We start from the raw sequence: 23,720 nt of genomic DNA on the forward strand, positions 1-23,720 counted from the left end.
AACCCCTTGGCCAGGAAGAAGAGCCCCGGCGGCACCCCCGCCACCGTCGCCCTCGACACCGCCGGCGTCCCGTTCACCGTTCACGAGTACGCCCACGACCCGGCCGCCGCCTCCTACGGCGCCGAGGCCGCCGAGGCGATGGGCGTCTCCCCCGACCGGGTCTTCAAGACCCTGCTCGCCGAGACCGACGGCACCCTCGCGGTCGCCGTCGTCCCGGTCTCCGGCCAGCTCGACCTCAAGGCGCTCGCCGCCGCGCTCGGCACCAAGCGCGCCGCGATGGCCGACCCCGCCGCGGCCGAACGCTCCACCGGCTACGTGGTCGGCGGCATCTCCCCGCTCGGCCAGCGCCGCAGGCTCCGCACCGTCGTCGACTCCGGCGCGCTCGCCCACCCCACCGTCTTCGTCTCCGCGGGCAAGCGCGGCACCGAGGTCGAACTCGCGCCCGCCGACCTGGTCCGCCTCACCGCCGCACTCACCGCGCCCATCGCCAAGGGCTGAGCCCGGGGCCGCCGGGGAGCGCCTACTCGGCCGGCGGCGGTCCCTGCACCGGACCGGGCTGCACCGGACCGGGCCGGGTCGGGCCCGGCTCCAGCGGGCCGGGGTGCAGCGGCTCCGGCGCCTCCCAGTACGGCGGGCGGTCCGGCTCGCGCTTGCCGAACGTCGCGGAGAGGGCCAGCAGCAGGATCATCGCCGTCATCGGCCAGACCATCAGCGCCCCCTTCGCGGTCAGCTCCAGCGGCCCGTCGAAGGTGCCGCCGTTGCCGACCGAGAGCGCGTGCGCCCGCAGGTCGGGGGTGGCGCCGAGGTGGGTGCCGAGCTGCCAGGCGATCACCGAGCCGAGCAGGCCGCCGACCGCGAGGCCGACCGCGACGGCGATGCCGCCGCCCCGGCCCCGGGTCCACAGGAAGGCGCCGAGCGCGGTGAGCAGCCCGAGGGCCAGCCCGAGCAGCGAGAAGACGCCGACCGCACCGATCAGCTCCTCGCCCTCCGGGTCCCGGTACAGGATGTGGTCGTCCTGGACGGCGTAGCCGACCCGGGGGGCGAGCCAGAGCCAGAGCAGGCCGAGCACCACGCCGAGGACCGCTCCGGCGAGGACGATGATCGCTCCGATCCGCAGCTCGGGACCGAGCGGCGGCCGCTTCGCGCGGACGGACGGCTGCGGCGGGAAGGGCGGGGCGAAGGGGTCCGACCCGGGCGTGCTACCCGCAGGTGTGTTCGGTACGGTCACGGCCCCATCGTTTCACGTCGGGCCGGGGAGGTGTCGATCTCCGCTCGCCAACGGCTGCCACCGACCGCACGCCGCCAGGCCGGACAACGCGCACGTCGGGCCGGGAAGGTGTCGATCTCCGCTTGCCAACGGCTGCCACCGACCGCACGCCGCCAGGCCGGACAACGCGCACGTCGGGCCGGGAAGGTGTCGATCTCCGCTCGTCGACGGCCCCGGCCCCGGGGGCTCAGGCCGCGGCGCGCCGGTACGCCCAGGTGGCGAGGGTGAGCGAGACCAGGCCGACCGCGCCGCAGACGCCCAGGTCGAGCAGGACGCGGGCCCAGTCGGGGTGCGGGGCGAAGGTGAGGGCGAAGGCGTCGACGCCGTAGCTGGAGGGGAGCAGGTCGCGCAGCCACTGGACGGGCTCGGGGAGCCGGGCGGCGGGCAGCACGCCGAGCAGCAGGGCGGCGGACATGCCGAGCTGTCCGGCCAGGGTGGCGAGCTCCTGGCGGGGGGCGAGCAGGCCGAGGGCCGCGCCGAGGCCGGCCAGGGCGGCGCCGGAGAGCGGGACGACGGCGAGCAGGATCCACAGCCGGGCGAGCGGCAGTTCGAACATCCAGCTGCCGACGCCGGCCGTGACGAAGACCCCGGGCACGGTGAAGGAGGCGTACGCGGCGGCGGTGCCGAGCACCACGGAGGCGGGCGGCACCGGCAGCGTCGCGTAGTGGTCGAGGCCGCCGGTGGCGCGCAGCCGGCCGAAGTACTGGGCGAGCAGGTTGAGCGCGACGAAGGCGACGACCAGGACGGCGGAGCCGGCCACCACGGCGTGCGCGGAGGGGTTGTCGCCGGGGTCGACGACGCCGCGCATCATCACCAGGATGCCGATCGACTGGAAGGTGGCGACGAACAGCAGCGGGATCCGGGAGACCCTGGCCCGGGCCAGCTGGGCCCGGTAGACGGCGGCCAGCGCGGGCAGCAGCCGGGCGGCGGGGGCGAGCGGCGCGGGCTCGGTGGCGACCGCGGGGGCGTCGAGCAGGGTCATCGGGCGAGTCCTCCGGGCCGGCCGCCGAGCCGGAGGTAGGCGTCCTCCAGGGTGGGGGTGGCGAGGGTGAAGTCGTCGAGGGCGGCGAAGGCGGGGCCGGTGGTGACGGCGGCGACCAGTTCGCGGGCCTCGTCGGGGGTGGTGCGCAGGGTCCAGCGGCGGCCGGTGCGTTCGGCGCGTTCGGCGAGCTGGGCGACGGCGGGGACGGTGAGCGGGGCGTCGGTGCGCCAGACCAGGTCGAGCCGGACGTGGCCGTCGACCAGGGCCTTGAGCCCGCCGGGGGTGTCGCAGGCGATGACCCGGCCGGCGTCGACCACGGCGACCCGGTCGAGGACGGTCTCGGCCTCGATGACGTTGTGGGTGACCAGCAGCACGGTGGTGCCGTGTTCGGCCCGGCGGCGGTCGACGGCGCTCCAGACGGCGCGGCGGGCGACCGGGTCCATGCCGGTGGTGGGCTCGTCCAGGACCAGCAGCGGGCGTTCGCCGACCAGGACGGCGGCGAAGCAGGCGAGCCGGCGCTGGCCGCCGGAGAGCTTGGCGAGCGGGCGGTGGGCGAGCGGTTCGAGGCCGAGCTCGGTGATCACGTCGGCGGTCTGGGCGCGGGCGGCGGCCCGGGTGAGGCCGCGCAGCCGACCGGTGGTCTCGGCGGCGAGGGCGACGGTGAGCTCGTCGAGGGCGGTGGACTCCTGGCCGAGGTAGCCGAGCAGCCGGGCGGCCCGTTCGGGGTGCCGGACGATGTCGTGGCCGAGCAGGTCGATGGTGCCGGCGTCGGGGCGGAGCAGTCCGGTGAGCTGGCGGACCAGGGTGGACTTGCCGGCGCCGTTGGGTCCGAGCAGGCCGAAGACCTCGCCGCGCCGGACGTCGAGGTCGATGCCGTCGTTGGCCCTGACCTCGGTGCCGCCCGCCCGGTAGGTCTTGACCAGGCCGCTGACCGTGCAACAGCCCTGAGGTGCCTTGCTCACGACGGAAGACTCTACGCGCCGTAAGGGGCGTTCCGGACACGCGGGGTCCGGGCCGCGCCCCGGGCGTCAGTCCTCCCGGAGGGCCTCCGGGGGCTGCCGGGCGTCGGGGACCCGGGCGGCGAGCTCCTTCCAGAAGCCCTCCCGGATCGCGTACCTGTCCTGCTCGTCGATCTGGTCCTCCTTGTGCGCGAGCAGGCCGAACCGGGCGGCGTAGCGCAGCAGTTCGCCGTCCAGGCGGTGCGGGATGCGCGGGTGGTCGGCCCACAGCAGGGCGGGGCGCCCGGCGTCGGCGAGGCGGTCGAGCCAGCGGCGGGCGAAGACCTGGCCGACCTCCTGCGGGTCGCCGCCGACGCTGGTGATGTCCTCCTCGCGGTCCGCCCAGCGCTGGGCGGAGGTGGTGAGCCGGTCCAGGGTGGGCAGCGCGTCGGCGGCGGTGGCGGCGTCGGCGCGGTCGACCAGGCCGCGGTCGGAGGACCAGCGCAGCACCGGGCCGGCCGGGGCGGCGGGCCCGGCGGGCGGGCCGGTGGCGGCCCGCCCGGCCAGGTCCTTGGGGGTGGGGATGACCCGCAGCGGGGTGCTGCGGGCGGCCGCGACGACGGCGGCGGGCGCGGGGGCGGGCACCAGCGGGACGGTGCGGGGCCGGGCCGGGGCGGGCAGCACCGCGACCGGGGCGACGGCGACGGCGGGCTCGGCGGCGGCCTCCCGGGGGCGGGCCCAGCGCTGGATCCAGGCCCGGTCCAACACCCGGCGCTCGTCGGCCTCGCCGACCAGTTCCTCGGACTGGTTGAAGTCCCCGTCGGCGGCCTCCAGCGCCCACAGGTGCAGCGCGACGCCGTGCTCCTTCGCGGAGGCGACGCCGGGCAGCAGGTCCCCGTCGCCGGTGACCAGCACCACGTCGGCGCAGGCGTGGTTGCGGGCGAGCTCGCTGAGTTCGGCGTGCATCGCGGCGTCCACGCCCTTCTGCACCCAGCGGCCCTCGGCCCTGGTCAGCGCGCCGAGCCGGACGGTGACCCGGGGCAGCACCCGCAGCCGGCGGTGCTCGGGGGCCGGGCGGCGGTCGACGGCCGCGTCGAACCAGTAGATCCGCAGCAGCGGCAGACCGGTCTCGGCCTCGGCCCGCTCGCGCAGCGCGGCGATCAGCACCGGGTGGTCAACGGCGATCCGGGCCCGGCCGGGCTCCCCCGCGAGCAGGCTGGCGGCCGCGCCCAGCAGGTAGCCCGCGTCGACCAGGACGACGCAGCGGTCCATCTCCGGCACCTCCTCCTCGGCCCGGCCCCCGGCGGTGGGGCGCCGCCCGGCGGCCCGGAGACCGTTGGGCACACCTTTACCCCCCGCTCGCCCGCCGAACCGCCCACCTCCCCCGGGCCTCCCCCACCCTCGCCCACGCCGCCCTCACGCACCGACCCCCGCCACCCCCAGCCCCCAGCCCCCAGCCCGCCACCGCCCCGACCGTCTCCCCCTCGCTCACGCCGCCCTCACGCACCGACCCCCGCCACCCCAGCCCCAGCCCGCCGCTTCCCCACCCGTCTCCCCACCCGTCCCCCCTCGCTCACGCCGTCCTCACGCGCCGACCCTGGATACTGGGACACCGTGCGGAAGAGTGCGGTGGCGATGTGCGCGGTGGCTGCGGTCGGGGCGGTGGCCGTCGTCCTGGTCCCGGCGACCTCGCCGGAGGTCTCCGGCGGGGACACCGCGCTGGTCTCGGTGGTGGTCAACCACGGCCGCACGGTCGAGCTGGGCCCGGACGAGACCCGGACGATCGAGGTCGAGGTGACGGCGAGCGACCGTTCGGGGATCCGCGCGGTGGATCCGATCGGCCTGTGGGGGCCCAACTACGCGACCCTGAAGGTCGGTCCGATGTCCTGCGTGCCGCTGTCCGCGGGCGGGACGACCTCCCGGTGCAGCGGTGAGGCGACGGTCGCGGCCGGTTCGCGGGCGCTCTTCGACGACCAGGCCGGCACCTGGTTCGTGGACCTGCGGATCCGGGCCGCCGACGGCGACCGCTACGTCTCGAAGAACGCCGCCGGGTTCTCGCTGAAGCGCTCCGCCCGGTTCGACCTGGCCGCCGCCGATCCGGCCCGGGTGGCGGAGGGCGGGGCGGTCACCGTCCGGGCCCGGCTGCAGCGGGCCGACTGGGACCGCAAGGCCGAGGTCCCGCAGCAGGGCACCGCCGCGTACCTGCAGTTCCGTCCGGTGGGCAGCGACACCTGGACCACCCTGGCCACCGCCCGCACGGACGCCGACGGCCTGCTCGCGGTGAACGTGCCGGCCCGCGGCCCGGGCGCGTTCCAGTGGTACGCGCCGGGCGACAAGTGGACGGCGGGCGCGGTGTCCGAGGTGCTGCCGCTGGAGGTCGACGGGGCGGGGGCGCATCCGGGCCAGTGAGCCGGTGCGGACGCGAGGGGCCCCCGGGGCGGTCGTCGTCCCGGGGGCCCGTCGCAGGGGTGCGGCCCGGATCAGCCGCGCAGTTCCTCGGCGACCAGTTCGGCGATCTGCACGGCGTTGAGCGCCGCGCCCTTGCGCAGGTTGTCGTTGGACAGGAACAGCGACAGGCCGTGCTCGGCGGTCTCGTCGGCGCGGATCCGGCCGACGTAGCTCGGGTCCTGGCCGGCGGCCTGCAGCGGGGTGGGGATGTCGGTGAGCTGGACGCCGGGGGCGCCGGTGAGCAGCTCGGTGGCGCGCTCGGGGCTGAGCGGGCGGGCGAAGCGGGCGTTGACCTGGAGCGAGTGGCCGGTGAAGACCGGGACGCGCACGCAGGTGCCGGAGACCTTGAGCTCGGGGATGCCGAGGATCTTGCGGCTCTCGTGGCGGAGCTTCTGCTCCTCGTCGGTCTCGTTGCTGCCGTCGTCGACGATCGAGCCGGCCAGCGGGACGACGTTGAACGCGATCGGGCGCTGGTAGACGCCGGGCGCCGGGTACTCGACGGCGGCGCCGTCGTGGACGAGGGCGGCGGCCCCGTCGACGACCTTGCGGGCCTGCTCGTGCAGCTCGGAGACGCCGGCCAGGCCGGAGCCGGAGACCGCCTGGTAGGTGGAGACCACCAGGGCGACCAGCTCGGACTCCTCGTGCAGCGGGCGCAGCACGGGCATCGCGGCCATGGTGGTGCAGTTCGGGTTGGCGATGATGCCCTTGGGGCGCTCGGCGATCGCGTCGGGGTTGACCTCGGCGACGACCAGCGGGACCTCGGGGTCGCGGCGCCAGGCGGAGGAGTTGTCGATGACGACGGCTCCGGCGGCGGCGACCTTGGGGGCGAGCGCCTTGGAGGTGGCGCCGCCCGCCGAGAAGATCACGATGTCCAGGCCGCTGTAGTCGGCCGTGGCGGCGTCCTCGACGGTGACCTCGGTGTCCTTCCAGGGCAGGGCGCGCCCCGCCGAGCGGGCCGAGGCGAACAGCCGCAGCTGCTCGACCGGGAAGTTCCGTTCCGCCAGGATCTCGCGGACCACGCCGCCGACCTGACCGGTGGCACCTACGATGCCGATCCTCATCCGTCTCTCCTCCTGCTACCGGTTGGGCCGGTTGTCCCGGCCCATCATGCCTTGTCAGAGCGGGTTTTCGCGGGGGCGTCCCAAAGCGTGAACGCTTGCCGTCCGCGGCGGAAATCCCTCCTGCGCGGGCCCGTTCCCGCCGGAAATCCTGCGTGCGAGCGGCCGCCGCTCAGTCGTGCGCGAGCAGCGGCAGCCGCACCGCGGGGGTGGGGATGCGGCCGGCGCGGTGCAGCAGGGCCTTGAGCGCGGTCGGGTTGGGGCCGGCGAAGGCGGTGCGGGAGAGTCCGGCGAGTTCGGCGCCGAGCTTGCGGGCGAGTGCGGCGTCGCCGTCCTGCCAGGCCCGGTGCAGGGCGACGAAGCGGGCGGTCTCCAGGTGGGCGGAGGCCAGGATGCCGCCGTCGGCGCCGAGGGCGAGCAGCGGGGAGAGGAACAGGTCGTCGCCGGCCATGACGCCGCGCGGTCCGGCGGCCAGCAGGGCGATCGTCTCCTCGTCGATGCCGCCGGGCGCGTACTTGACCCCGGCCACCGCGGGCAGGGCGAGCAGCTCCAGCAGGGTGGCGGCGCCGAGCGGCTGCCCGGTGCGGTAGGGGATGTGGTAGATCACCAGCGGCAGCGGGCTCGTCCCGGCGAGGGCCCGGAAGTGGGCGAGGACGCCGGCCTCGCCGGGGCGGACGAAGGCGGGGACGGCGACCAGGGCGGCGTCGGCCCGGCCGTCCAGCGCGGCGAGCGCCTCGGCGGTGCGGGCGGTGCCGCCGTGGCCCGCGCCGACGGTGAGCGGGGCGCCGTGGGCGTCGCAGGCCCGGCGGCAGACCTCGATCACCGCGTCCTGTTCGGCGGTGGTGAGCGAGCCGGGCTCGCCGGTGGTGCCGAGGGCGACCAGGCCGGCGGCGCCGGCTTCCAGGCTGTCGCGGGCGAGCCGTTCCAGGGCGTCGAGGGCGACGGCGCCGTCGGCGGTGAAGGGCGTGACCAGCGGGACGTGGATGCCGTGCAGTTCCATGCGGGAAGCCTGCCGGGCGATGACCGTGCGGGTCCAGTTCACATTTCCGATGGTTCTCGTAAGCTGGGCCGATGCTCGAGGTGCGAAGGTTGCGGTTGCTGCGCGAACTGGCCCGGCTGGGGACGATCGCGGCGGTCGCGGAGGCGTTGGCGTTCAGCCCTTCGGCGGTGTCCCAGCAGCTGTCGGTGCTGGAGCGGGAGGCGGGGGTGCCGCTGCTGGAGCGGACCGGGCGCCGGGTGGCGCTGACCCCGGCGGGGCGGAACCTGGTGCGGCACACCGAGGCGGTGCTGGAGCTGCTGGAGCGGGCGGACGCCGAGCTGGCGCACGCCCGCAGCGGGCCGGCCGGGCCGCTGCGGATCGGCGCCTACCCGTCCGCGGTGCGCGCCCTGGTGCCCGCGGCGCTGGCCGAACTGGCTTCCCGGCACCCGGAGTTGGAGCCAATGGTGAGCGAGGTGGACCCGGCGGCGGTGGCCGGGGCGCTGCGCGCGGGCGAGTTGGACGTGGCGCTGGTGCACGAGTACGACCTGGTGCCGGGCGAGCCGGAGGAGGGGGTGGCGCTGACCGGTCCGGTGTTCGCCGAGCCGCTGTACCTGGCGGCCCGTTCCGGCGGCACGCTGGCCGGGCACCGGGACAGCCCGTGGATCACCGCGCCGGCCGGGACGCTCTGCCACGCGATGGTGCAGCGGGTCTGCCAGTCCGCCGGGTTCGCGCCGCGGGTGCGCCACCTGGTGGACGACTTCGCGGCCCAGCTGGCCCTGGTGGCGGTGGGCCAGGGGGTGGCGCTGGTGCCGCACCTGGGCATCGGCCGCTGCCCGCCGGGCGTGACGCTGACCCGGCTGCCGCTGTACCGGCGCACCCGCACCGCGTTCCGGGCCGGTGCGGCGGCGCACCCGGCGGTGGCGGCCTTCGCGGCGGCCCTGCACGCGGCCGTCCCGGCCGAACTGCGCTCGGCCTGACCTCCCGTTCCCGGGGGGCGGTCGATAGCCTTCCGCCATGCATCAGTTGAACGAGCAGCAGGAGCAGCCGGGCCGGTTCGGGCCGGACGCCACGGTGGAGGTCCGGGCCGAGGGCGTGGGCCCGGTGCGCACCGAGTACGCGCCGGACCACGACGGCGACCCGGACCCGGGCGAGATCGTCTGGACGTGGGTGCCGTACGAGGAGAACGACGGGCGGGGCAAGGACCGGCCGGTGCTGGTGGTGGCCCGGGAGGCGGGGGGCTCGCTGCTGACGGTGATGCTCTCCAGCAAGGGGCACGACGACGACCGGGACTGGGTGCCGCTGGGCGCGGGCCCGTGGGACCGCAGCGGGCGGGACTCCTGGGTGGCGCTGGACCGGGTGTTCCGGGTGCGGGACGGCGGGATGCGGCGCGAGGCGTGCGCGCTGGACCGGGCCCGGTTCCGGCTGGTGGTGGACGCGTTGCGGCTCCGTTACCACTGGCGCTGAGTAACGATTATCGGATCTTCCTTCCCTGGTTCACCCCGGGACCGGTACAACAACTCCAGGATTCCCCACAGTTGAGCTGGAGTCGCACGCATGAGCAGCAACACCCCTCCCGGCTACGGGCCTCCGCAGGACCCCTACGGCAGCACCCCGCAGGGTGCGTTCCCGGGCTGGCTCGGCCCGACCCCGCCGCCCGGCGCCCAGCCCGTGCCGGGCACCCGGGTCCTCGCCGCGCCGGTGGACCGCTTCCTGGCCCGCCTGATCGACGCGGCGGTCCTGATCGTCCCGTTGATCATCGTGGCCGTCATCACGATGGGCAGCTTCCTCTACTACCTGCTCGCCGCGGTGGTCCTGGTGGCCTACGAGGGCGGCATGATGCTGACCCAGCACGGCCAGACCGTCGGCAAGAAGGCGATGCGGCTGCGGGTGGTCAGCGCGGCCACCGGCGGCCGTCCGACCGACAACGAGCTGTGGACCCGGGCGGGCGTCTACGGCGGCCCGTTCCTGGTCCCGTACATCGGCGGCCTGTTCTCGCTGGTCAACTGCCTGTCCCTGCTCTGGGACAAGCCGCTCCAGCAGTGCTTCCACGACAAGGGCGGCAAGACCGTGGTGGTCAAGGAGTTCTGACGCCCCTTCGGCACGGCCACCCGGGCCCCGGCGGAGACGCGCTCCGCCGGGGCCCTTCGCGCCTTCCGGCGCCCCGCGCGCTCAGCCGGCCAGGCAGCTCGGCCCGAGCAGCTGCTTGAGGTCGCCGAACAGCGCCGGGTCGGACTTCACCCGGTGCCGGTCCAGGCGCAGCACCACCGTCCTGGTCCGGCCGCGCAGGTGGACGTGCACCTCGGTGCTGCCCCGGTGGCTGCCCAGCACCTCGCCGAGCCGGGTGACGATCGGCGGGGTCAGCTTGTTCTCCGGCACGGTGATCACGATCGGCAGCTGCGCCCCGACGTTGCTCAGGTCGGGCACCGACAGCTCCATGCCCATCAGCCGCGGCACGTCCTCCCGCTTGTCGAGCTTGCCGCGGACGAACACCACGGCGTCCTCGACCAGTTGGGAGGAGACCAGCTGGTAGCTGGCCGGGAAGAACATGCAGTCGATCGAGCCGGCCAGGTCCTCGACGGTGGCGATCGCCCAGGCGTTGCCCTGCTTGGTCATCTTGCGCTGCAGGCCCGAGATGATGCCGCCGATCGTCACGATCGTGCCGTCCGGCCGCTCGGCCAGGTCGGCGACCGCGCAGTCCGACTTGTCGGCCAGCACGTGCTCGATGCCGTTCAGCGGGTGCGAGGAGACGTACAGGCCGAGCATCTCGCGCTCCTGGGTGAGCAGGAAGGACTTCTCCCACTCCTCCTCGGAGAACACCACGTCCAGCCCGAACGAGGGCTCGTCGGAGACGCTGTCGCCGCCGCTGTGCCCCATGTCAGCGGAGCTGAACAGGTCGAACTGGCCCTCGGCCTCCTTGCGCTTGATCCCGACCACGTTGTCGATCATCGGCTCGAACTGGGCGCTCAGGCCCTTGCGGGTGTGCCCGAGCGAGTCGAAGGAGCCGGCCTTGATCAGCGATTCCACGGTGCGCTTGTTGCACACCACCGACTCGACCTTCTCCAGGAAGTCCGGGAACGAGGCGTACTTCCCCTTGGCCTTGCGGGTGCGGATCATCGACTCCACCACCGGCCCGCCGACGTTGCGGATCGCGGTCAGGCCGAACCGGACGGTCTCGCTGCCGTGCGGGGTGAAGTCGGCGTCCGACTCGTTGACGTCCGGCGGCAGCACCTGGATGCCCATCTTGCGGCACTCGTTCAGGTAGACCGCGGACTTGTCCTTGTCGTCCTTGACCGAGGTGAGCAGCGCCGACATGTACTCGGCCGGGTAGTTGGCCTTCAGGTACGCCGTCCAGTACGAGACCAGCCCGTAGCCCGCGGTGTGCGCCTTGTTGAAGGCGTAGCCGGAGAACGGCACCAGCACGTCCCAGACCGCCTGGATCGCCGCGTCCGAGTAGCCGCGCTCCCGGCAGCCCTTCTGGAACGGGACGAACTCGGCCTCCAGGATCTCCTTCTTCTTCTTGCCCATCGCGCGGCGCAGCAGGTCGGCCTGGCCGAGCGAGTAGCCGGCCAGGATCTGCGCGGCCTTCTGCACCTGCTCCTGGTAGACGATCAGGCCGTAGGTCGGCTCCAGGATCTCCTTGAGCGGCTCCTCCAGCTCCGGGTGGATCGGGGTGATCTCCTGCTGGCCGTTCTTGCGCAGCGCGTAGTTGGTGTGCGAGTTGACGCCCATCGGGCCCGGTCGGTACAGCGCCAGGACGGCGGAGATGTCCTCGAAGTTGTCGGGCTTCATCAGGCGCAGCAGCGAGCGCATCGGGCCGCCGTCGAGCTGGAAGACGCCCAGCGTGTCGCCGCGGGCGAGCAGTTCGTAGGCGGGCTTGTCGTCCAGCGGCAGCTGGAGCAGCTCGATCTTGACGCCCTTGTTCTTCTCGATCGCCTTGACCGCGTCGTCCATGATCGTCAGGTTGCGCAGTCCGAGGAAGTCCATCTTGAGCAGGCCGAGGCCCTCGCAAGTGGGGTAGTCGAACTGGGTGATCGTCACGCCGTCGGTGTGCCGGGTCCAGACCGGGATGTGGTCGGTCAGCGGCTCGGCGGACATGATCACGCCGGCCGCGTGCACGCCGGGCTGCCGGATCAGGCCCTCGATGCCGCGCGCGGTGTCGATCACCTTGCGGACGTCCGGGTCGTTCTCGTACAGGCCGCGGATCTCGCCCGCCTCGCCGTAGCGCGGGTGCGAGGAGTCGGTGATGCCGGACAGCGGGATGCCCTTGCCCATCACGTCCGGCGGCATCGCCTTGGTGATCCGGTCGCCCATCGCGTACGGGTAGCCCAGGACCCGGGAGGAGTCCTTGATGGCGGCCTTCGCCTTGATGGTGCCGTACGTGACGATCATGGCGACCTTGTCGGAGCCCCACTTCTCGGTCACGTAGCGGATCACGTCGCCGCGCCGGCGCTCGTCGAAGTCGATGTCGACGTCGGGCATCGAGATGCGCTCGGGGTTGAGGAAGCGCTCGAAGATCAGGCCGTGCGGGATCGGGTCGAGGTCGGTGATGCCCATCGCGTAGGCGACCAGCGAGCCGGCCGCCGAGCCGCGGCCGGGGCCGACCGCGATGCCCTGGCTCTTGGCCCACATGATGAAGTCGGCGACCACGAGGAAGTACGCCGGGAACCCCATCTGGATGATGGTGTCCATCTCGTACTCGGCGAGCTTCTTGTGCTCCTCGTCGTAGCCGCCCGGGAAGCGCCAGTCCATGCCCTCCCAGACCTTGGACTTGAAGAAGTCCGCCTCGGACTCGAAGCCCTCCGGGATCGGGAAGCGCGGCATCAGGTTCTTGAACTCGAACATGCCGGCGGTGTCGACCCGCTGGGCGACCAGCAGCTGGCTGTTGCGGCAGCCCTCCTGCCAGGCGTCCGAGGAGTCCAGGCCGTACATCTCGGCGGCCGACTTGATGTAGTAGCCGGTGCCGTCGAACCGGAAGCGGTCCGGGTCGGAGAGGTTCTTGCCGGTCTGCACGCACAGCAGCAGGTCGTGCGCGCCCGCGTCGCCCTCGGTGGTGTAGTGCGAGTCGTTGGTGACCACCGGCGGGATGTTCAGCTTCTTGCTGATCTCGATCAGGCCGTCGCGGACCCGCTTCTCGATGTCCAGGCCGTGGTCCATCAGCTCCAGGAAGTAGTTCTCCTTGCCGAAGATGTCCTGGTACTCGGCCGCCGAGCGGACCGCCTCGTCGAACTGGCCCAGCCGCAGCCGGGTCTGCACCTCGCCGGACGGGCAGCCGGTGGTGGCCATCAGGCCCGCCGCGTGCTCGGAGATGATCTCCTTGTCCATCCGCGGCCACTTCACCAGCCAGCCCTCTGCGTAGGAGCGCGAGGTCAGCTTGAAGAGGTTGTGCAGGCCCTCCTTGTTCCGGGCCCAGATGGTCTTGTGGGTGTACGCGCCGGACGCCGAGACGTCGTCCTTCTTCTGGTGCGGCTGGCCCCACAGCACGCGCTTGGTGTTGGACCGGGAGTCCGGCGCGACGTACGCCTCGATGCCGATCACCGGGGTGATGCCCGCCGCGGTGGCCTGCTTGTGGAACTCGGCGGCGCCGTACATGTTGCCGTGGTCGGTCATCGCCACGTGGGTCTGCCCCAGCCGCTCGACCTCCTTGAACAGCTGCTTCAGCCGGGCGGCGCCGTCCAGCATCGAGTACTCGGTGTGGACGTGCAGGTGCGCGTACGGCTGGTCGCTCAAGGCGGGGCCTCCGGGGTCCTGGGAGAGGGCTGAAACACGTAAGGCCCGAGCCACCACCAGGGCTCGGACCACGGCTTCCGGGATCGCGCCCCCGAGTCTAATCCCCTCCGGTACCGTCCCCTCACACCACCGCGCGACCCGCGCGGACGTTCCCAGGGGGAGACGCCATGGCCTTCGCACCACCTCCTTACCAGTCGCCCCGCAGGCCCGGCGGGCTGCCGGTGATCGGCACCGTGCTGCTGTTCCAGGCCCTCGCCCTGGTCGCCGTCCTGGCGTACGACCTGAACAAGGCGGGCAGCGGCTACCTGCCCACCGCGCTCGGCTTCTCCTACCAGCGGATGATGGCCGGCCCGGCCGTCTTCGGCGGCGCCTCCGCCGCCTACCTGGTGGTCGCCCTGGTGACGGCGTTCCGGGCGTTCGCCGGGGCGGCCTGGGTGCGCGGGGCCGCGGTGGCGCTGACCGGGTACGTCGGGTACGCCTCGGCCACCCAGCTGTGGGTGCTGTTCACCGGGCCGCTCGGCGAGGCGGGCTACGCGACCAAGCCGCTCGACCACCTGCTGCTGACCCTCACCCACGTGCTGAACGTGGTGGTGTTCCTGGTCGTCGTCCTCGCGGTGGCCGCCACCCGGGCCCCGGGCGCCCGGGCCGTCCCGACCGGCTACCCGCAGCCGCCGTTCGCCCCCGGCCCCGCCGGCCACGTGCCGGCCTCCGGCCCCGGCCCGCTGCCCGGCCCGTCCGCGCCCGCGCCCGGCCCGTGGGGCGCGCCTCCCCCGGGCGCCCCGCAGCCGCCCGCCGCCCCGCCGCAACCGCCCGCGGCCGGCCACGGCGCCGCGTACGCCTACCCCCCGCCGCCGCCCGTCCCACCGGTGTCCTGACCGGCTGTCAGAATGGGCCGTCCCTGCGACCGTGCCCGGGAGGCCCGGCGATGCCCGACGTCCGCACCCTGTCCGACCGCGAGCTGACGGTCGGCTACTTCGAGCGCCAACTGCTGCACCGCACCGAGGGGTTGACCGCCGCCGCGGCGGTGTCCCGGCTGGCCGCGCTGCAGGCGCAGTACTCGCCGTCGCCGCACCTGGCGCTCTGGGCCCGGCTGCCCGGTTTCGGGCAGCCTGAGCTGGAGGCCGCCCTGCGGGACGGCACCGTGGTCAAGTCGACACTGATGCGCGGCACCCTGCACCTGGTCTCCGGCGCCGACTACGGGCACCTGGCGGCGGCCTGGCGCCGCCGCTGGCTCACCGAGCTGCGCGGCCGGCACCGGGACACCGGCCTGGACGAGGCGGCCCTGGAAGCCTCGCTGCGGGCCTTCGCGGCCGTCCCGCGCAGCGCCGAGGAGCTGCGCGAGCACACCGCGCTGGCCTCCGGCGGCCGGGTCCGCACCGAGGACCTGCTGCACTACCCGCGGGCGCTGCTCCCGCTGGTGCACGTCGCCCCGTCCGGACACTGGCGGGCGCACGGCAAGCCCCGGATGGTGCTGTGGGACGGCGAGCTGCCGACAGATCTACCGGCCGCCACCGCCCGCCTGGTGCGCCGCTACCTGGCCGGCTACGGCCCGGCCTCGCGGGCCGACGTCGCGCACTTCGGCGGCCTGCGGCTGGGCCAGGTCGACCCGGCGCTGGCCGAACTGGACCGGCAGGGCGGGCTGGTCCGCCACCGGGCCGAGGACGGCCGCGAACTGCTCGACCTGCCCGGCGCCCCGCCGCCGTCCGACCCGGACCGCGAGCTGCCGGTGCGCTTCCTGCCGAAGTGGGACGCCGCGCTGCTCTCGCACGCCGACCGCACCCGGATGCTGCCCGCCGCGATCCACCGGCAGGTCTACCGCGCGGTCAACGGGACGCTGCTGGCCTCCTATCTGGTGGACGGCCTGGTCGCGGGCGTCTGGGAGCACCGCTGCACCCGGGGCGCGGCCGTGCTCACCCTCACCCCGCTGCTGCCGCACGCCTGGCGCCCGGAGCTGGAGCGGGAGGGCGAGCGGCTGCTGGCCTTCCTGGAGCCCGGCGCGGAGAGCCGCACGGTGGTCTTCGCGTCCTGAGCGCCCGCCGGCCCTGACGGCCCGTCAGCCCTGCTCGTCCTGCTCGTCCAGCTCGGCCAGGAACGCCAGCGCGGCCGCCCAGGTCCGCTCGGCGGCCTCGGCGTCGTGGTCGGGCAGGTCCGCGTCGGTGTACAGGTGCCCGGCGCCCCGGTAGCGGTGCACCTCGACGTCGGCCCCGGCCCGGGTCATCAGCAGGTACCAGGTGTTCAGCCAGTCCTCGGACTCGAACGCGTCCGGCTCGGCGACGTGCAGCTGCACCGGGATCTCCGTGGCGGCGTCCTCCCGCAGGTCGGAGGTGCCGTGCAGGAGCAGCAGGCCGCGGGCCTGCTCGTCGGCCAGCGCCAGGTTCTGCGCCAGCGACCCGCCGAGCGAGAACCCGGCGTACACCAGCCCGCCCGCCGCCGGCAGCAGCGGCGCGACCGCGCCGACCGCGCGCCGCAGCAGCTCGTCGTTGCCGACCTCGTCGCGGTACGCCATGCCCTCCTCCAGCTCGTCGAAGGTCCGGCCCTCGTACAGGTCCGGGGTGTGCACGGTGTGCCCGGCGGCGCGCAGCCGGTCGGCGGCCTCGGTGACGGCGGGGCGCAGGCCGTACGCGGAGTGGAACAGGACGATCTCGGCCACGGGTCGGGCTCCTCGGTGCTGCGGGTGGTGCGGACCCTCCATGATCGCCCATCCCGGGACGCGCGGGGGCCCGGCCCACCGGTGGGTGGGCCGGGCCGTTCGGCGCGGGGCCGGTCAGTACGAGGTGCTGACGGAGGCGCCGCTGAAGGACTGCTGGCCGTAGAGGCTGACGTAGTTGTAGCCCGCGGGCGGGTTGCTGATGGTGAGGGTCTCGGCGTTGCCGCTGCCGGTGGACTTGGCGGTGTAGGAGCCGGTGGTGGCCCAGTTGGCGCCGTTGTAGTAGAGGTCGGCGTTGCCGGTGCCGCCGCTCGCGGTGATGGTCAGGCTGGTGGTGCCGGCCGGGACGTACAGGTAGAAGTAGGCGTAGTTGCCGACGGTGGCGGCGACGCTGGAGCGGCCGCAGCCCCGGTCGAGCTGCCGGGTGTCGGCGCCGGTGCACTCGGGGACGGTGGGGGTGGTCGGGGTGCCGCAGTTGCCGGTGTTGCAGGCGGTCAGCCAGGCGTTGAAGTCGGCGTCGTAGCGGGTGCCGATGGTGGTCTTGAGGATCGTCCGGGCCCCGTTCCAGTCACCGGCGCGGTACTTGGCCAGCACGGCGTCCAGGTCGGAGCGGTGCGACTGGAGCATGTAGCGGACCGCCAGGTAGCCCCAGTTGTAGATCCGGGTCTGGTCGGCGTTGTCGTAGGTGGTGTCGAACAGGGTGGACAGCGCGTAGGTGTGCTGCCCGGCCTGGGTGAGCGCGTCGGTGTACTCGACGTTCCGGTACGAGTAGGAGACGTACTCGGCGAAGCCCTCGACCCACCAGACGGTCGGGGTGGTCATGCCGGCGTTGAAGTCGCCGGCCATGTCGAACCGGCCGTCGAGGTAGTGGGTGTACTCGTGGTTGAGGTTCCAGATCTGGAAGGCCGGGCGGACCCACTCGGCCTCGTAGGCGATGAACCGGGGCTGGTTGCCCGCCGCGGCCGGGTCGCCCTCCAGGTACATGCCGCCGTTGTCGGTGGAGATCCCGAAGATGGTGCCGGCGTAGGTCTGGTAGTCGCTGCTGGAGTGGAAGACCACCACCTCGATGGTGGAGTTGTTGTCGTTCGCCACCGCGCCGGTGTCCCGGACCACGCTGTGGAAGTAGGCGTCCTGGCCCTTGAGGCTGGTGCAGGCGGTGGTCAGCTGGTCGGCGGTCAGCGCCTGGGCGATGATCCTGATGCTGGGGCTGCAGGTGTAGTTGACCGTCAGCACCGCGGCCTTGAGCCGGTTCGCCAGGTCGCAGGTGCCGTAGTACGAGCAGTTGGCCCGGTCGTAGCTGTCGGTCATCTCGGCCAGGCCGACCCACAGCGCGGCGGTGCGGCCGGTGATCGAGCTCTGGTCCAGCAGGCTCTTCACCAGCGGCCGGACCTTGGCCTGCAGCGCCGGGTACTGGAGGAAGCGGCCCAGCTCGCGGCCCGCGTTGGAGACCAGGAAGTCGTTGCTGCCGCCGAGCATCGCGTTGTTGCGGGAGGCGAAGGACTGCAGGGCGTCCAGCACGCTCGGGTCGGCCTGCACGGCGGGCAGGAAGTCGCTGTTCTGGTGGCCGCGCCAGAGCACCGTGTAGGTGTTGTTGACGGCGTTGACCATGTACCAGGACGCGTCGTAGCTGCTGTTGTAGCCGTTCAGCAGCCGCTTGACGACGTTCAGGTAGCGGGCGTTCTCGGCGGCGCTGTCGATCAGGGTGACCGCCTCGCCCAGGGTGGCGCCGTTCGCGTCGGTGACGTCCTGCGAGTGCGCGCTGCCGAAGAAGCGGTCCAGGCCGCCCTCGATCGCGCTCTTCAGGCTGCTGCCGTACGTGCCGACCACGTCCGGGTTGTACCACTGCACGTAGTAGCCGGCCCGCAGGTACAGCACCACCTGGGTGGCCGAAGTGGAGTCGTCGCCCGGGTAGCTGGCGGACAGGTCGCGCAGCGCGTTGGCCACGCTGACCATCTGCGACTCGTTGAAGGCCAGCTTCGCGTCGTTGCCCTTGAGCAGGAACAGCGAGTTGACGCAGTCCACGGTGGACGCCTTGATCTGCGTCACCAGGGCGCTGCCGGTGCGGCCGGTGAAGTCCGAGGCGCTGCAGGTCGCCGCGGCGGCCAGCGACCGCGCCGCGCCGGGCTCGCCCTTGGCCGCCAGCGGCGGCCGCTTGCTGGCGTCCGCCCGCACGTCGCGGTCGGAGTCCTTGCGGCGCTCGGCCGCCTCGGTGCTGCGCGGTGCCGACTTCGCCGACTTGGCCGGCTTCGCGGGCTTGGCCGCGGCCGCCTGCTGCCCGGCCTGGGCGGCGCCGGCGGTCGGCGCCAGCGCGCCGACGAAGCCCAGGGCCATGCTCAGGGACAGCAGCAGACTCGTCGCCCGTCCTACGGACGCGGCTGATTTCCGGAAGGTTCGCACGTGGGGGCCTCCGGGCCGATGTGACGCCGCGGTGGGGGTCCGCGGCGGAGGGTCGGAGGCCGTCGGGGCAACCCCCGACGGCCAGGTGACATGTACAATTGCACATGTCACCTGGCACCGGAAGACCTCGCGTCCAAGTCAACTGCCCCGGATAACGCCCCGGTCCGCCAGCCGCCCGGCCAGCCCCGGCAGGTCCTCGACGAACCACAGCTGCAGGCCCCGGTTGCTCTCCCGGACGAAGTCCCGCAGCGCGTCCGACTCCGCCACCCGCGCCGAGACGTCCCCCACCACCGCCAGCCCCATCCGGTACTGCGCGAACTTCTGCACCACCGCCCCCGCGACCCCGCTGCGCAGCCGGAAGAACTCCGCCCCCAGCCGCTCCACCGGCAGCGCCACCCAGGACGCCTCCTGGTAGTACGCGTCGCCCAGCAGGTCCAGCGCCTCGCGCTCCCCCGCCACCGGCTCCCCCGCCGCCCCGGCCACCAACACCCGCGCCCCGCCCAGCTCCTGAACCTCCATCAGCGCACCTCTCCCGTCAGGTCGTCGATCAACGCCAACATGTCCGCCACCCGCCGCGGCGGCCCCATCACCACGAACCGCAACGCGCTCCGCTCCTCCTCCCGCACCGCCTGCACCCACAGCGGCCGCGGCCCGCCCGACCACGCCCCCGCCGCCGCCAGCACCCCCGTCACCAACCGGTCCGCGTCCCGCGCCCCCACCCCCTCCACCTGCACCACCGCCGAAACGTCCACCCGCGCCGGCCGCGAAGGCATCCCGCCCCCCGTGAACGCCTCCACCTCCGCCCGCGCGATCCGGTACTGCTTCCCGATCCGCACCGCCTTGAGCTTCCCGTCCCGCACATACCCCCGCACGGTCTTCACGTGCAGGCCGAGCAGCTCCGCCACGTCCTCGACGGAGTAGAAATCATTCATTCCCTATCCTTCCCTATTCCACCCCACTTTACGTCCTGATAGGGAACTTCCCCACCCCGCCACACCGACCGCCCTTCCTCCTCCCGCCCGCCTCCCCCTCCCGCCCCCTCTCCATCGCCCCTCTCCATCGCCCCTCTCCATCGCCCCCTCCCGTCCCTCCCGCTTCCCCCATCCCGCGCCCCGCCGGGGGGCGCGGGGAACTGCGCGCCCGGCCACCCGCCCCGCCGCCGCCCCGCTCCTCCTCCCCCCGCTCCGATCCCCCTCCGAAAAACCCCTTGCGCCCCGCCCCCCACTCGCTAGAGTGGTCCACGTCCCGCCGCGCCACTGCGCGTTCGCGGGCCCGACGAGAGGAGGTGCAGACCGATGGTTGCCGCCGTGACGCGGTGCGCCTTCGTGTGCGCGCCATACGCCTCCCCCCGTCTTCTTCCCACCGGCTGATCGCGCGTCATCCCGCGCCCCGGTGGGCCACTCCACAGGAGCCACCGCAGTGCGCGAGCGCTTTGCCGACAGCGATTCCTTCTCCCGCATCCGCCCCAAGGGCGCTTCCCGTCGCGGCCGCCGGGCCGACCGCTTCGACGACTCCCAGCCCGAGTACGACTACTTCGCCCCGGCCGGGTTCGAGGCCGACGGCCACGAGAGCACCGACGGCTACGACTACGACGACGCCGAGCAGGAGTTCCTCGTCCCGGTGACCGACGGCCCCGCCGTCGGCGACCGCTGGTCCACCTGGGACCAGTCCACCCCGACCGAGAAGGGCCCCGAGCCGCGCCCCGACTGGGTCGTCACCGAACTCGCCGCGGTGGACACCGAATTGGGCATCGTGAAGACCGGCAAGGAGGCGGACGTCTTCCTGCTGGAGCGCGCCGTCCCCGACACCGGCCGGCGCACCCTGATGGCCGCCAAGCGGTACCGGGACGCCCAGCACCGGATGTTCCACCGCGATTCCGGCTACCTCGAGGGCCGCCAGCACAAGGAGTCCCGGGTCAGCCGGGCGATGGCCAAGCGCACCGCCTTCGGCAAGGAGGCGATCGCCGGCCAGTGGGCGGCGGCCGAGTTCACCGCGCTGTGCCGGCTCTGGTCGGCCGGTGTCGCCGTGCCGTACCCGGTGCAGATCACCGGCACCGAGATCCTGATGGAGTTCGTCGGCGACGAGGACGGCACGGCCGCGCCCCGGCTGGCCCAACTCCGCACCGAGGAGGCCGACATCGACGACCTGTGGGCCCAGCTGGGCCGCAGCCTCGCGCTGCTGGCCTACGACGGCTACGCCCACGGAGACCTGTCGGCGTACAACATCCTGGTGCACCGCGGCCGCCTGGTGATCATCGACGTCCCGCAGATCGTCGACGTGGTGGCCAACCCGCGCGGCCTCTCCTTCCTGGAGCGGGACGTCCGGAACGTCGGCGCCTGGTTCGTCTCCCGCGGCCTCCCGCCCGCGAGCGTCGAGGCCCTGGTCGAGTCCCTCGCCGCCGACGCCCGCCTGCGCCGCTGACCTCCCACCGGAGGGCGGGGCCCGGCCGCACCCCGGCCCCGGCCCCGCCCTTCCGGGAGCACCGCACACGCACGGGGCGGCCGCCTCCCCGGCCGGCTCCCCGGCCGGCTTCCCGAGCTGACCTCCCCTCATCCCGTCGCCTCCGTCCGGCAGTTGTGCCGCGCAACGGGTGTAGAGTCGCCGCGGTCGGACGGGGTCGGGGGCGGCAGCGGCTTCCCCCCGCGCGTTCGAACAGCGAGAATCACTGCTGACACGTCGTACAACATGCTCGGGGGACTGCGGGACATGTGGGGTCGGGGGACCGTGCTCGGGGGCCGCTACGCCCTCTCCGAACGGCTCGGCAGCGGCGCGATGGGCGAGGTCTGGCGGGCCGAGGACCAGGTGCTGGGCCGTCAGGTCGCGGTGAAGATCGTGCTTCCGGCGCTGCTGGAGGACGAGGTCTTCGCCGCCCGGTTCCGCCGCGAGGCGACGGTGCTGGCCGCGATGAACCACCGCGGCGTGGTGCACATCCACGACTACGGCGAGGACGGCACCGATCCGGACGCCCGGACCGCGTACATCGTGATGGAGCTGCTGACCGGCAAGCCGCTCGACCGGGCCCGCGGCCGCACCGCCTTCCCGCCCGACCGGGCGCTGGACGTCGCGGCCCAGGTGCTGGACGCGCTGCACGCCGCGCACCAGCAGGGCATCGTGCACCGGGACATCAAGCCGTCCAACCTGATGATCGACGCGGACGGCCGGATCACCGTCACCGACTTCGGCATCGCCCGCTCCCTCGCCGACAGCCGGATCACCACCTCGCACGCGGTGATCGGCACCGCCCTGTACATGGCCCCGGAACGCGCCGAGGGCAAGGACGCCTCGGCCGTGTCCGACCTGTACTCGGTCGGCGTGGTGCTGTACGAACTGCTGGCCGGCGCAGTGCCGTTCACCGGCGGGACGCCACTCGAAGTGGTGCTCAAGCACGTCCGCGAGCCGGTGCCCGAGCTGCCCGCGGAGATACCCGCGCCGGTCCGGGCGCTGGTCGCCCGGGCGCTCGCCAAGCAGCCCGAGGACCGCCACCGGGACGCGGCGGCGATGGCCCTCGCCGCCCGCCAGGCGATGTCCACCCCGGCCGGGTTCGGCGCGGTGCTCTCCGCACCCGAGCCCGTCGAACCCCCACCGGCCCTCCCGGCCCCGGCACCGGCCGCGTCCGCCACGCCCGCCGTACCCCCCGCCCCCGCCGTGCCGGAGAGCTCCCCGGCCCCGGACAAGCGCGCCGGGCGCCGCCGCCTGGCCACCCTGATCCTGCCGGTGGTCCTGGTCGGCGGCGGTGGCGTGACGGCCCAGCAGTTCGACCTGCTGCCCTGGCAGCACCCGGACCAGCAGACCACCGCCGGTTCCGCCCCGAGCCCCGGCAGCCCCGGCGGCCCCGCCACCGGCCCGGCCGCGGGCGCCGCCCCGCCGTCCACCGCCCCGGGCACCACCCAGGCCGACCCCACCCCGCCCGCCTCCGCCCCGGCCACCGACCAGGCCGGCAACCCCGTCCCGCCGGGCACCGACCCCGGCACCGGCGCCAACCCGGGCACCGGCAACGGCGGCGTCAGCAACCCCGGTGGCACCACGAACAGTTCGGGCGGCAGCAACCCCGGCACCGGCTCGGGCAGCAACCCCGGCTCGGCTTCCGGCGGCGGCTCCAGCAACAGCGGCAGTGGCAGCACCCCGAACCAGCCCAAGCCGACCACCCCGCCCGCCACCGGCTCGGGCCCGGCCAAGGGCTGCGGCGGCAGCGGCTGGGGCCGTCTGATCAGCGTCGGCAGCGGCCAGGCCATCGGCCCCAAGGCGGACGCCCTGGTCGCCAACATGCCCGTGGTCGGCGGCGGCTACAGCGCCTACGGCTGGATCCGGGCCGTCGACAGCTTCGGCCGCACCACCTTCACCGCGTGCAAGGCCGACAGCGGCATCACCCTCGGCGGCGAATACAGCGGCACCGGCCCCCGCATCGTCGAACTCGCCGGATCGAGCAACCCCGGTGCCAGCATCATCTACTGGACGATCGCGGACGCCGGTTCCGGCGCCTTCCAGGTCAAGTTCGGCTACGGCATCCAGACCTGCCTCACCGACAACGGAAGCGGCAACACCATGACCACCGAGACCTGCACGCCCGACTCCGAGTCCCAGCTCTTCCGCTTCTCCTGAGCGCCGGGACCCCCTTCGCACCCGCACCGCCCGCCGCCCGCACCGCCCCCGTCCGACCCGGCCGCCAACCTCCGGCCCCACCAACCGAGTTGTCCCCCGGCCGGGGCAGAATGCGGGCATGGCCGAACAGTACTTCTCCGCTTTCGCGGTGGACGCCGCCGTCCTGCACCGCCTGCCGGGCTCGGGCGAGCGCGTGCTGCCCGGCGTGCCGCCCTCCGCCGCGCTCACCGAACTGCTCTCCGGCCGGCTGCGCGCCGACGCGGACTCCCGCTACACCGCGCTGCTGCCCGCGCTGGCGGGCGCGTTCGGTACGCCGCTGGGCGCGGTCTCCGTCCCGGGCCGGCACTGGGACGACCTGACGGAGGTGTTCACGGGGCTGGAGCTGCCCGCGCTGGCCACGCTCTGGTCCCGCCCGTGGCCGTTCCCGGCCGACGCCGGCTACGACTGGCCGTGGCCGTACCCGACCCTGGCGGCCCGCGCCGACACCGCCGACCTGCTCGCCGAACTCGCCGCGCTGGCCTCGGAGTCGATCCACGAGCAGGACGTCGAGGCGCTGGACGAGGACGACATGGAGGAGGCGGCCTGGTTCCTCACCGAGCACCTCCCGGTCTGGGCCTCCCGGGCGCACGCCCTCGACCTCGACCTGCTGCTGATCCGCGACGGCACCCGCTGACCCCG

The 23,720-nt window shown here is 73.9% G+C and carries 21 protein-coding genes; 10 read left to right on the plus strand and 11 right to left on the minus strand.

Annotated elements, in window-relative coordinates; all coding sequences use genetic code 11:
• Positions 1 to 6 precede the first annotated feature (6 nt).
• Positions 7 to 498 (plus strand): Cys-tRNA(Pro) deacylase, encoded by a 492-nt coding sequence (ybaK, locus tag OU787_RS07440; RefSeq protein ID WP_123556537.1) that lies wholly within the window; start codon positions 7 to 9, stop codon positions 496 to 498.
• 22 nt (positions 499 to 520) lie between these two features.
• On the opposite strand, the gene OU787_RS07445 is transcribed toward ybaK, so the two are convergent.
• From OU787_RS07445 to OU787_RS07460, 4 genes are all read right to left on the minus strand, one after another.
• On the minus strand, positions 521 to 1,228 hold the full coding sequence (locus OU787_RS07445; RefSeq protein ID WP_268658889.1) for a DUF2567 domain-containing protein: 708 nt from the start codon (positions 1,226 to 1,228) through the stop codon (positions 521 to 523).
• A 226-nt stretch (positions 1,229 to 1,454) separates the two neighbouring features.
• Entirely contained in the window at positions 1,455 to 2,249 is a 795-nt protein-coding gene (locus OU787_RS07450) for an ABC transporter permease (RefSeq protein WP_030463817.1), read from the minus strand.
• Positions 2,246 to 3,211 carry an ABC transporter ATP-binding protein gene (locus tag OU787_RS07455; protein ID WP_380370446.1) on the minus strand — a complete coding sequence of 322 codons (966 nt, stop codon included), beginning with the start codon at positions 3,209 to 3,211 and terminating at the stop codon, positions 2,246 to 2,248. Before OU787_RS07455 ends, OU787_RS07450 begins: the two co-directional genes overlap by 4 nt.
• Before the next feature lie 66 nt (positions 3,212 to 3,277).
• A complete protein-coding gene (locus tag OU787_RS07460; protein WP_268661828.1) occupies positions 3,278 to 4,459 on the minus strand; it encodes an NYN domain-containing protein in 1,182 nt (393 codons plus the stop codon).
• Positions 4,460 to 4,801: 342 nt separating this feature from the next.
• On the opposite strand from OU787_RS07460, the gene OU787_RS07465 reads away from it, so the two are divergent.
• On the plus strand, positions 4,802 to 5,596 hold the full coding sequence (locus OU787_RS07465) for a hypothetical protein (protein ID WP_268658890.1): 795 nt from the start codon (positions 4,802 to 4,804) through the stop codon (positions 5,594 to 5,596).
• Positions 5,597 to 5,667: 71 nt separating this feature from the next.
• Here OU787_RS07465 and OU787_RS07470 read toward each other — a convergent pair whose 3' ends face one another.
• Complete coding sequence (locus OU787_RS07470; protein WP_268658891.1) at positions 5,668 to 6,696, minus strand: aspartate-semialdehyde dehydrogenase; 1,029 nt, start codon at positions 6,694 to 6,696, stop codon at positions 5,668 to 5,670.
• Between the two features lie 169 nt (positions 6,697 to 6,865).
• Complete coding sequence (locus tag OU787_RS07475) at positions 6,866 to 7,735, minus strand: dihydrodipicolinate synthase family protein (protein WP_268658892.1); 870 nt, start codon at positions 7,733 to 7,735, stop codon at positions 6,866 to 6,868.
• A gap of 29 nt (positions 7,736 to 7,764) precedes the next feature.
• Here OU787_RS07475 and OU787_RS07480 point away from each other — a divergent pair, with 29 nt between their 5' ends.
• The 3 genes from OU787_RS07480 (at position 7,765) to OU787_RS07490 (ending at position 9,760) form a co-directional block, all read left to right on the plus strand.
• Positions 7,765 to 8,649 carry a LysR family transcriptional regulator gene (locus tag OU787_RS07480; protein WP_030464259.1) on the plus strand — a complete coding sequence of 295 codons (885 nt, stop codon included), beginning with the start codon at positions 7,765 to 7,767 and terminating at the stop codon, positions 8,647 to 8,649.
• A 37-nt stretch (positions 8,650 to 8,686) separates the two neighbouring features.
• The gene (locus OU787_RS07485; RefSeq protein ID WP_030464260.1) at positions 8,687 to 9,136 is read left to right on the plus strand and encodes a type II toxin-antitoxin system PemK/MazF family toxin; all 450 of its coding nucleotides are present in this window, start codon (positions 8,687 to 8,689) and stop codon (positions 9,134 to 9,136) included.
• 90 nt (positions 9,137 to 9,226) lie between these two features.
• A complete protein-coding gene (locus OU787_RS07490) occupies positions 9,227 to 9,760 on the plus strand; it encodes an RDD family protein (protein ID WP_051818105.1) in 534 nt (177 codons plus the stop codon).
• Between the two features lie 81 nt (positions 9,761 to 9,841).
• On the opposite strand, the gene dnaE is transcribed toward OU787_RS07490, so the two are convergent.
• Positions 9,842 to 13,399, minus strand: coding sequence for a DNA polymerase III subunit alpha (dnaE, locus tag OU787_RS07495; RefSeq protein WP_268658893.1), 3,558 nt, complete (start codon positions 13,397 to 13,399; stop codon positions 9,842 to 9,844).
• 167 nt (positions 13,400 to 13,566) lie between these two features.
• Between dnaE and OU787_RS07500 the strand changes: the two genes are divergently transcribed.
• Together OU787_RS07500 and OU787_RS07505 are read left to right on the plus strand one after the other, a co-directional pair.
• Positions 13,567 to 14,274, plus strand: a complete 708-nt coding sequence (locus OU787_RS07500) for a hypothetical protein (RefSeq protein WP_268658894.1) — start codon at positions 13,567 to 13,569, stop codon at positions 14,272 to 14,274.
• Positions 14,275 to 14,324: 50 nt separating this feature from the next.
• A complete protein-coding gene (locus tag OU787_RS07505) occupies positions 14,325 to 15,428 on the plus strand; it encodes a winged helix DNA-binding domain-containing protein (RefSeq protein ID WP_268658895.1) in 1,104 nt (367 codons plus the stop codon).
• A 24-nt stretch (positions 15,429 to 15,452) separates the two neighbouring features.
• Here OU787_RS07505 and OU787_RS07510 read toward each other — a convergent pair whose 3' ends face one another.
• The 4 genes from OU787_RS07510 to OU787_RS07525 form a co-directional block, all read right to left on the minus strand.
• Positions 15,453 to 16,049, minus strand: coding sequence for a dienelactone hydrolase family protein (locus OU787_RS07510; RefSeq protein ID WP_268658896.1), 597 nt, complete (start codon positions 16,047 to 16,049; stop codon positions 15,453 to 15,455).
• Positions 16,050 to 16,163: 114 nt separating this feature from the next.
• Positions 16,164 to 18,377, minus strand: a complete 2,214-nt coding sequence (locus OU787_RS07515; protein ID WP_268658897.1) for a M9 family metallopeptidase — start codon at positions 18,375 to 18,377, stop codon at positions 16,164 to 16,166.
• 204 nt (positions 18,378 to 18,581) lie between these two features.
• On the minus strand, positions 18,582 to 18,962 hold the full coding sequence (locus OU787_RS07520) for a DUF4180 domain-containing protein (RefSeq protein WP_268658898.1): 381 nt from the start codon (positions 18,960 to 18,962) through the stop codon (positions 18,582 to 18,584).
• Positions 18,962 to 19,375, minus strand: a complete 414-nt coding sequence (locus OU787_RS07525; RefSeq protein WP_268658899.1) for a helix-turn-helix domain-containing protein — start codon at positions 19,373 to 19,375, stop codon at positions 18,962 to 18,964. The genes OU787_RS07520 and OU787_RS07525 overlap by 1 nt, the downstream gene beginning before the upstream one ends.
• Positions 19,376 to 19,862: 487 nt before the next feature.
• On the opposite strand from OU787_RS07525, the gene OU787_RS07530 reads away from it, so the two are divergent.
• The 3 genes from OU787_RS07530 (at position 19,863) to OU787_RS07540 (ending at position 23,715) form a co-directional block, all read left to right on the plus strand.
• Entirely contained in the window at positions 19,863 to 20,864 is a 1,002-nt protein-coding gene (locus OU787_RS07530; protein ID WP_030464156.1) for a serine protein kinase RIO, read from the plus strand.
• 285 nt (positions 20,865 to 21,149) lie between these two features.
• Positions 21,150 to 23,042: a serine/threonine-protein kinase gene (locus OU787_RS07535; RefSeq protein WP_268658900.1), complete on the plus strand. Its 1,893-nt coding sequence runs from the start codon at positions 21,150 to 21,152 to the stop codon at positions 23,040 to 23,042.
• A 118-nt stretch (positions 23,043 to 23,160) separates the two neighbouring features.
• The gene (locus OU787_RS07540) at positions 23,161 to 23,715 is read left to right on the plus strand and encodes a hypothetical protein (RefSeq protein WP_030464158.1); all 555 of its coding nucleotides are present in this window, start codon (positions 23,161 to 23,163) and stop codon (positions 23,713 to 23,715) included.
• Positions 23,716 to 23,720: the final 5 nt, after the last annotated feature.

This window comes from Kitasatospora sp. YST-16, assembly GCF_026802215.1.
GTDB lineage: Bacteria > Actinomycetota > Actinomycetes > Streptomycetales > Streptomycetaceae > Kitasatospora > Kitasatospora cineracea.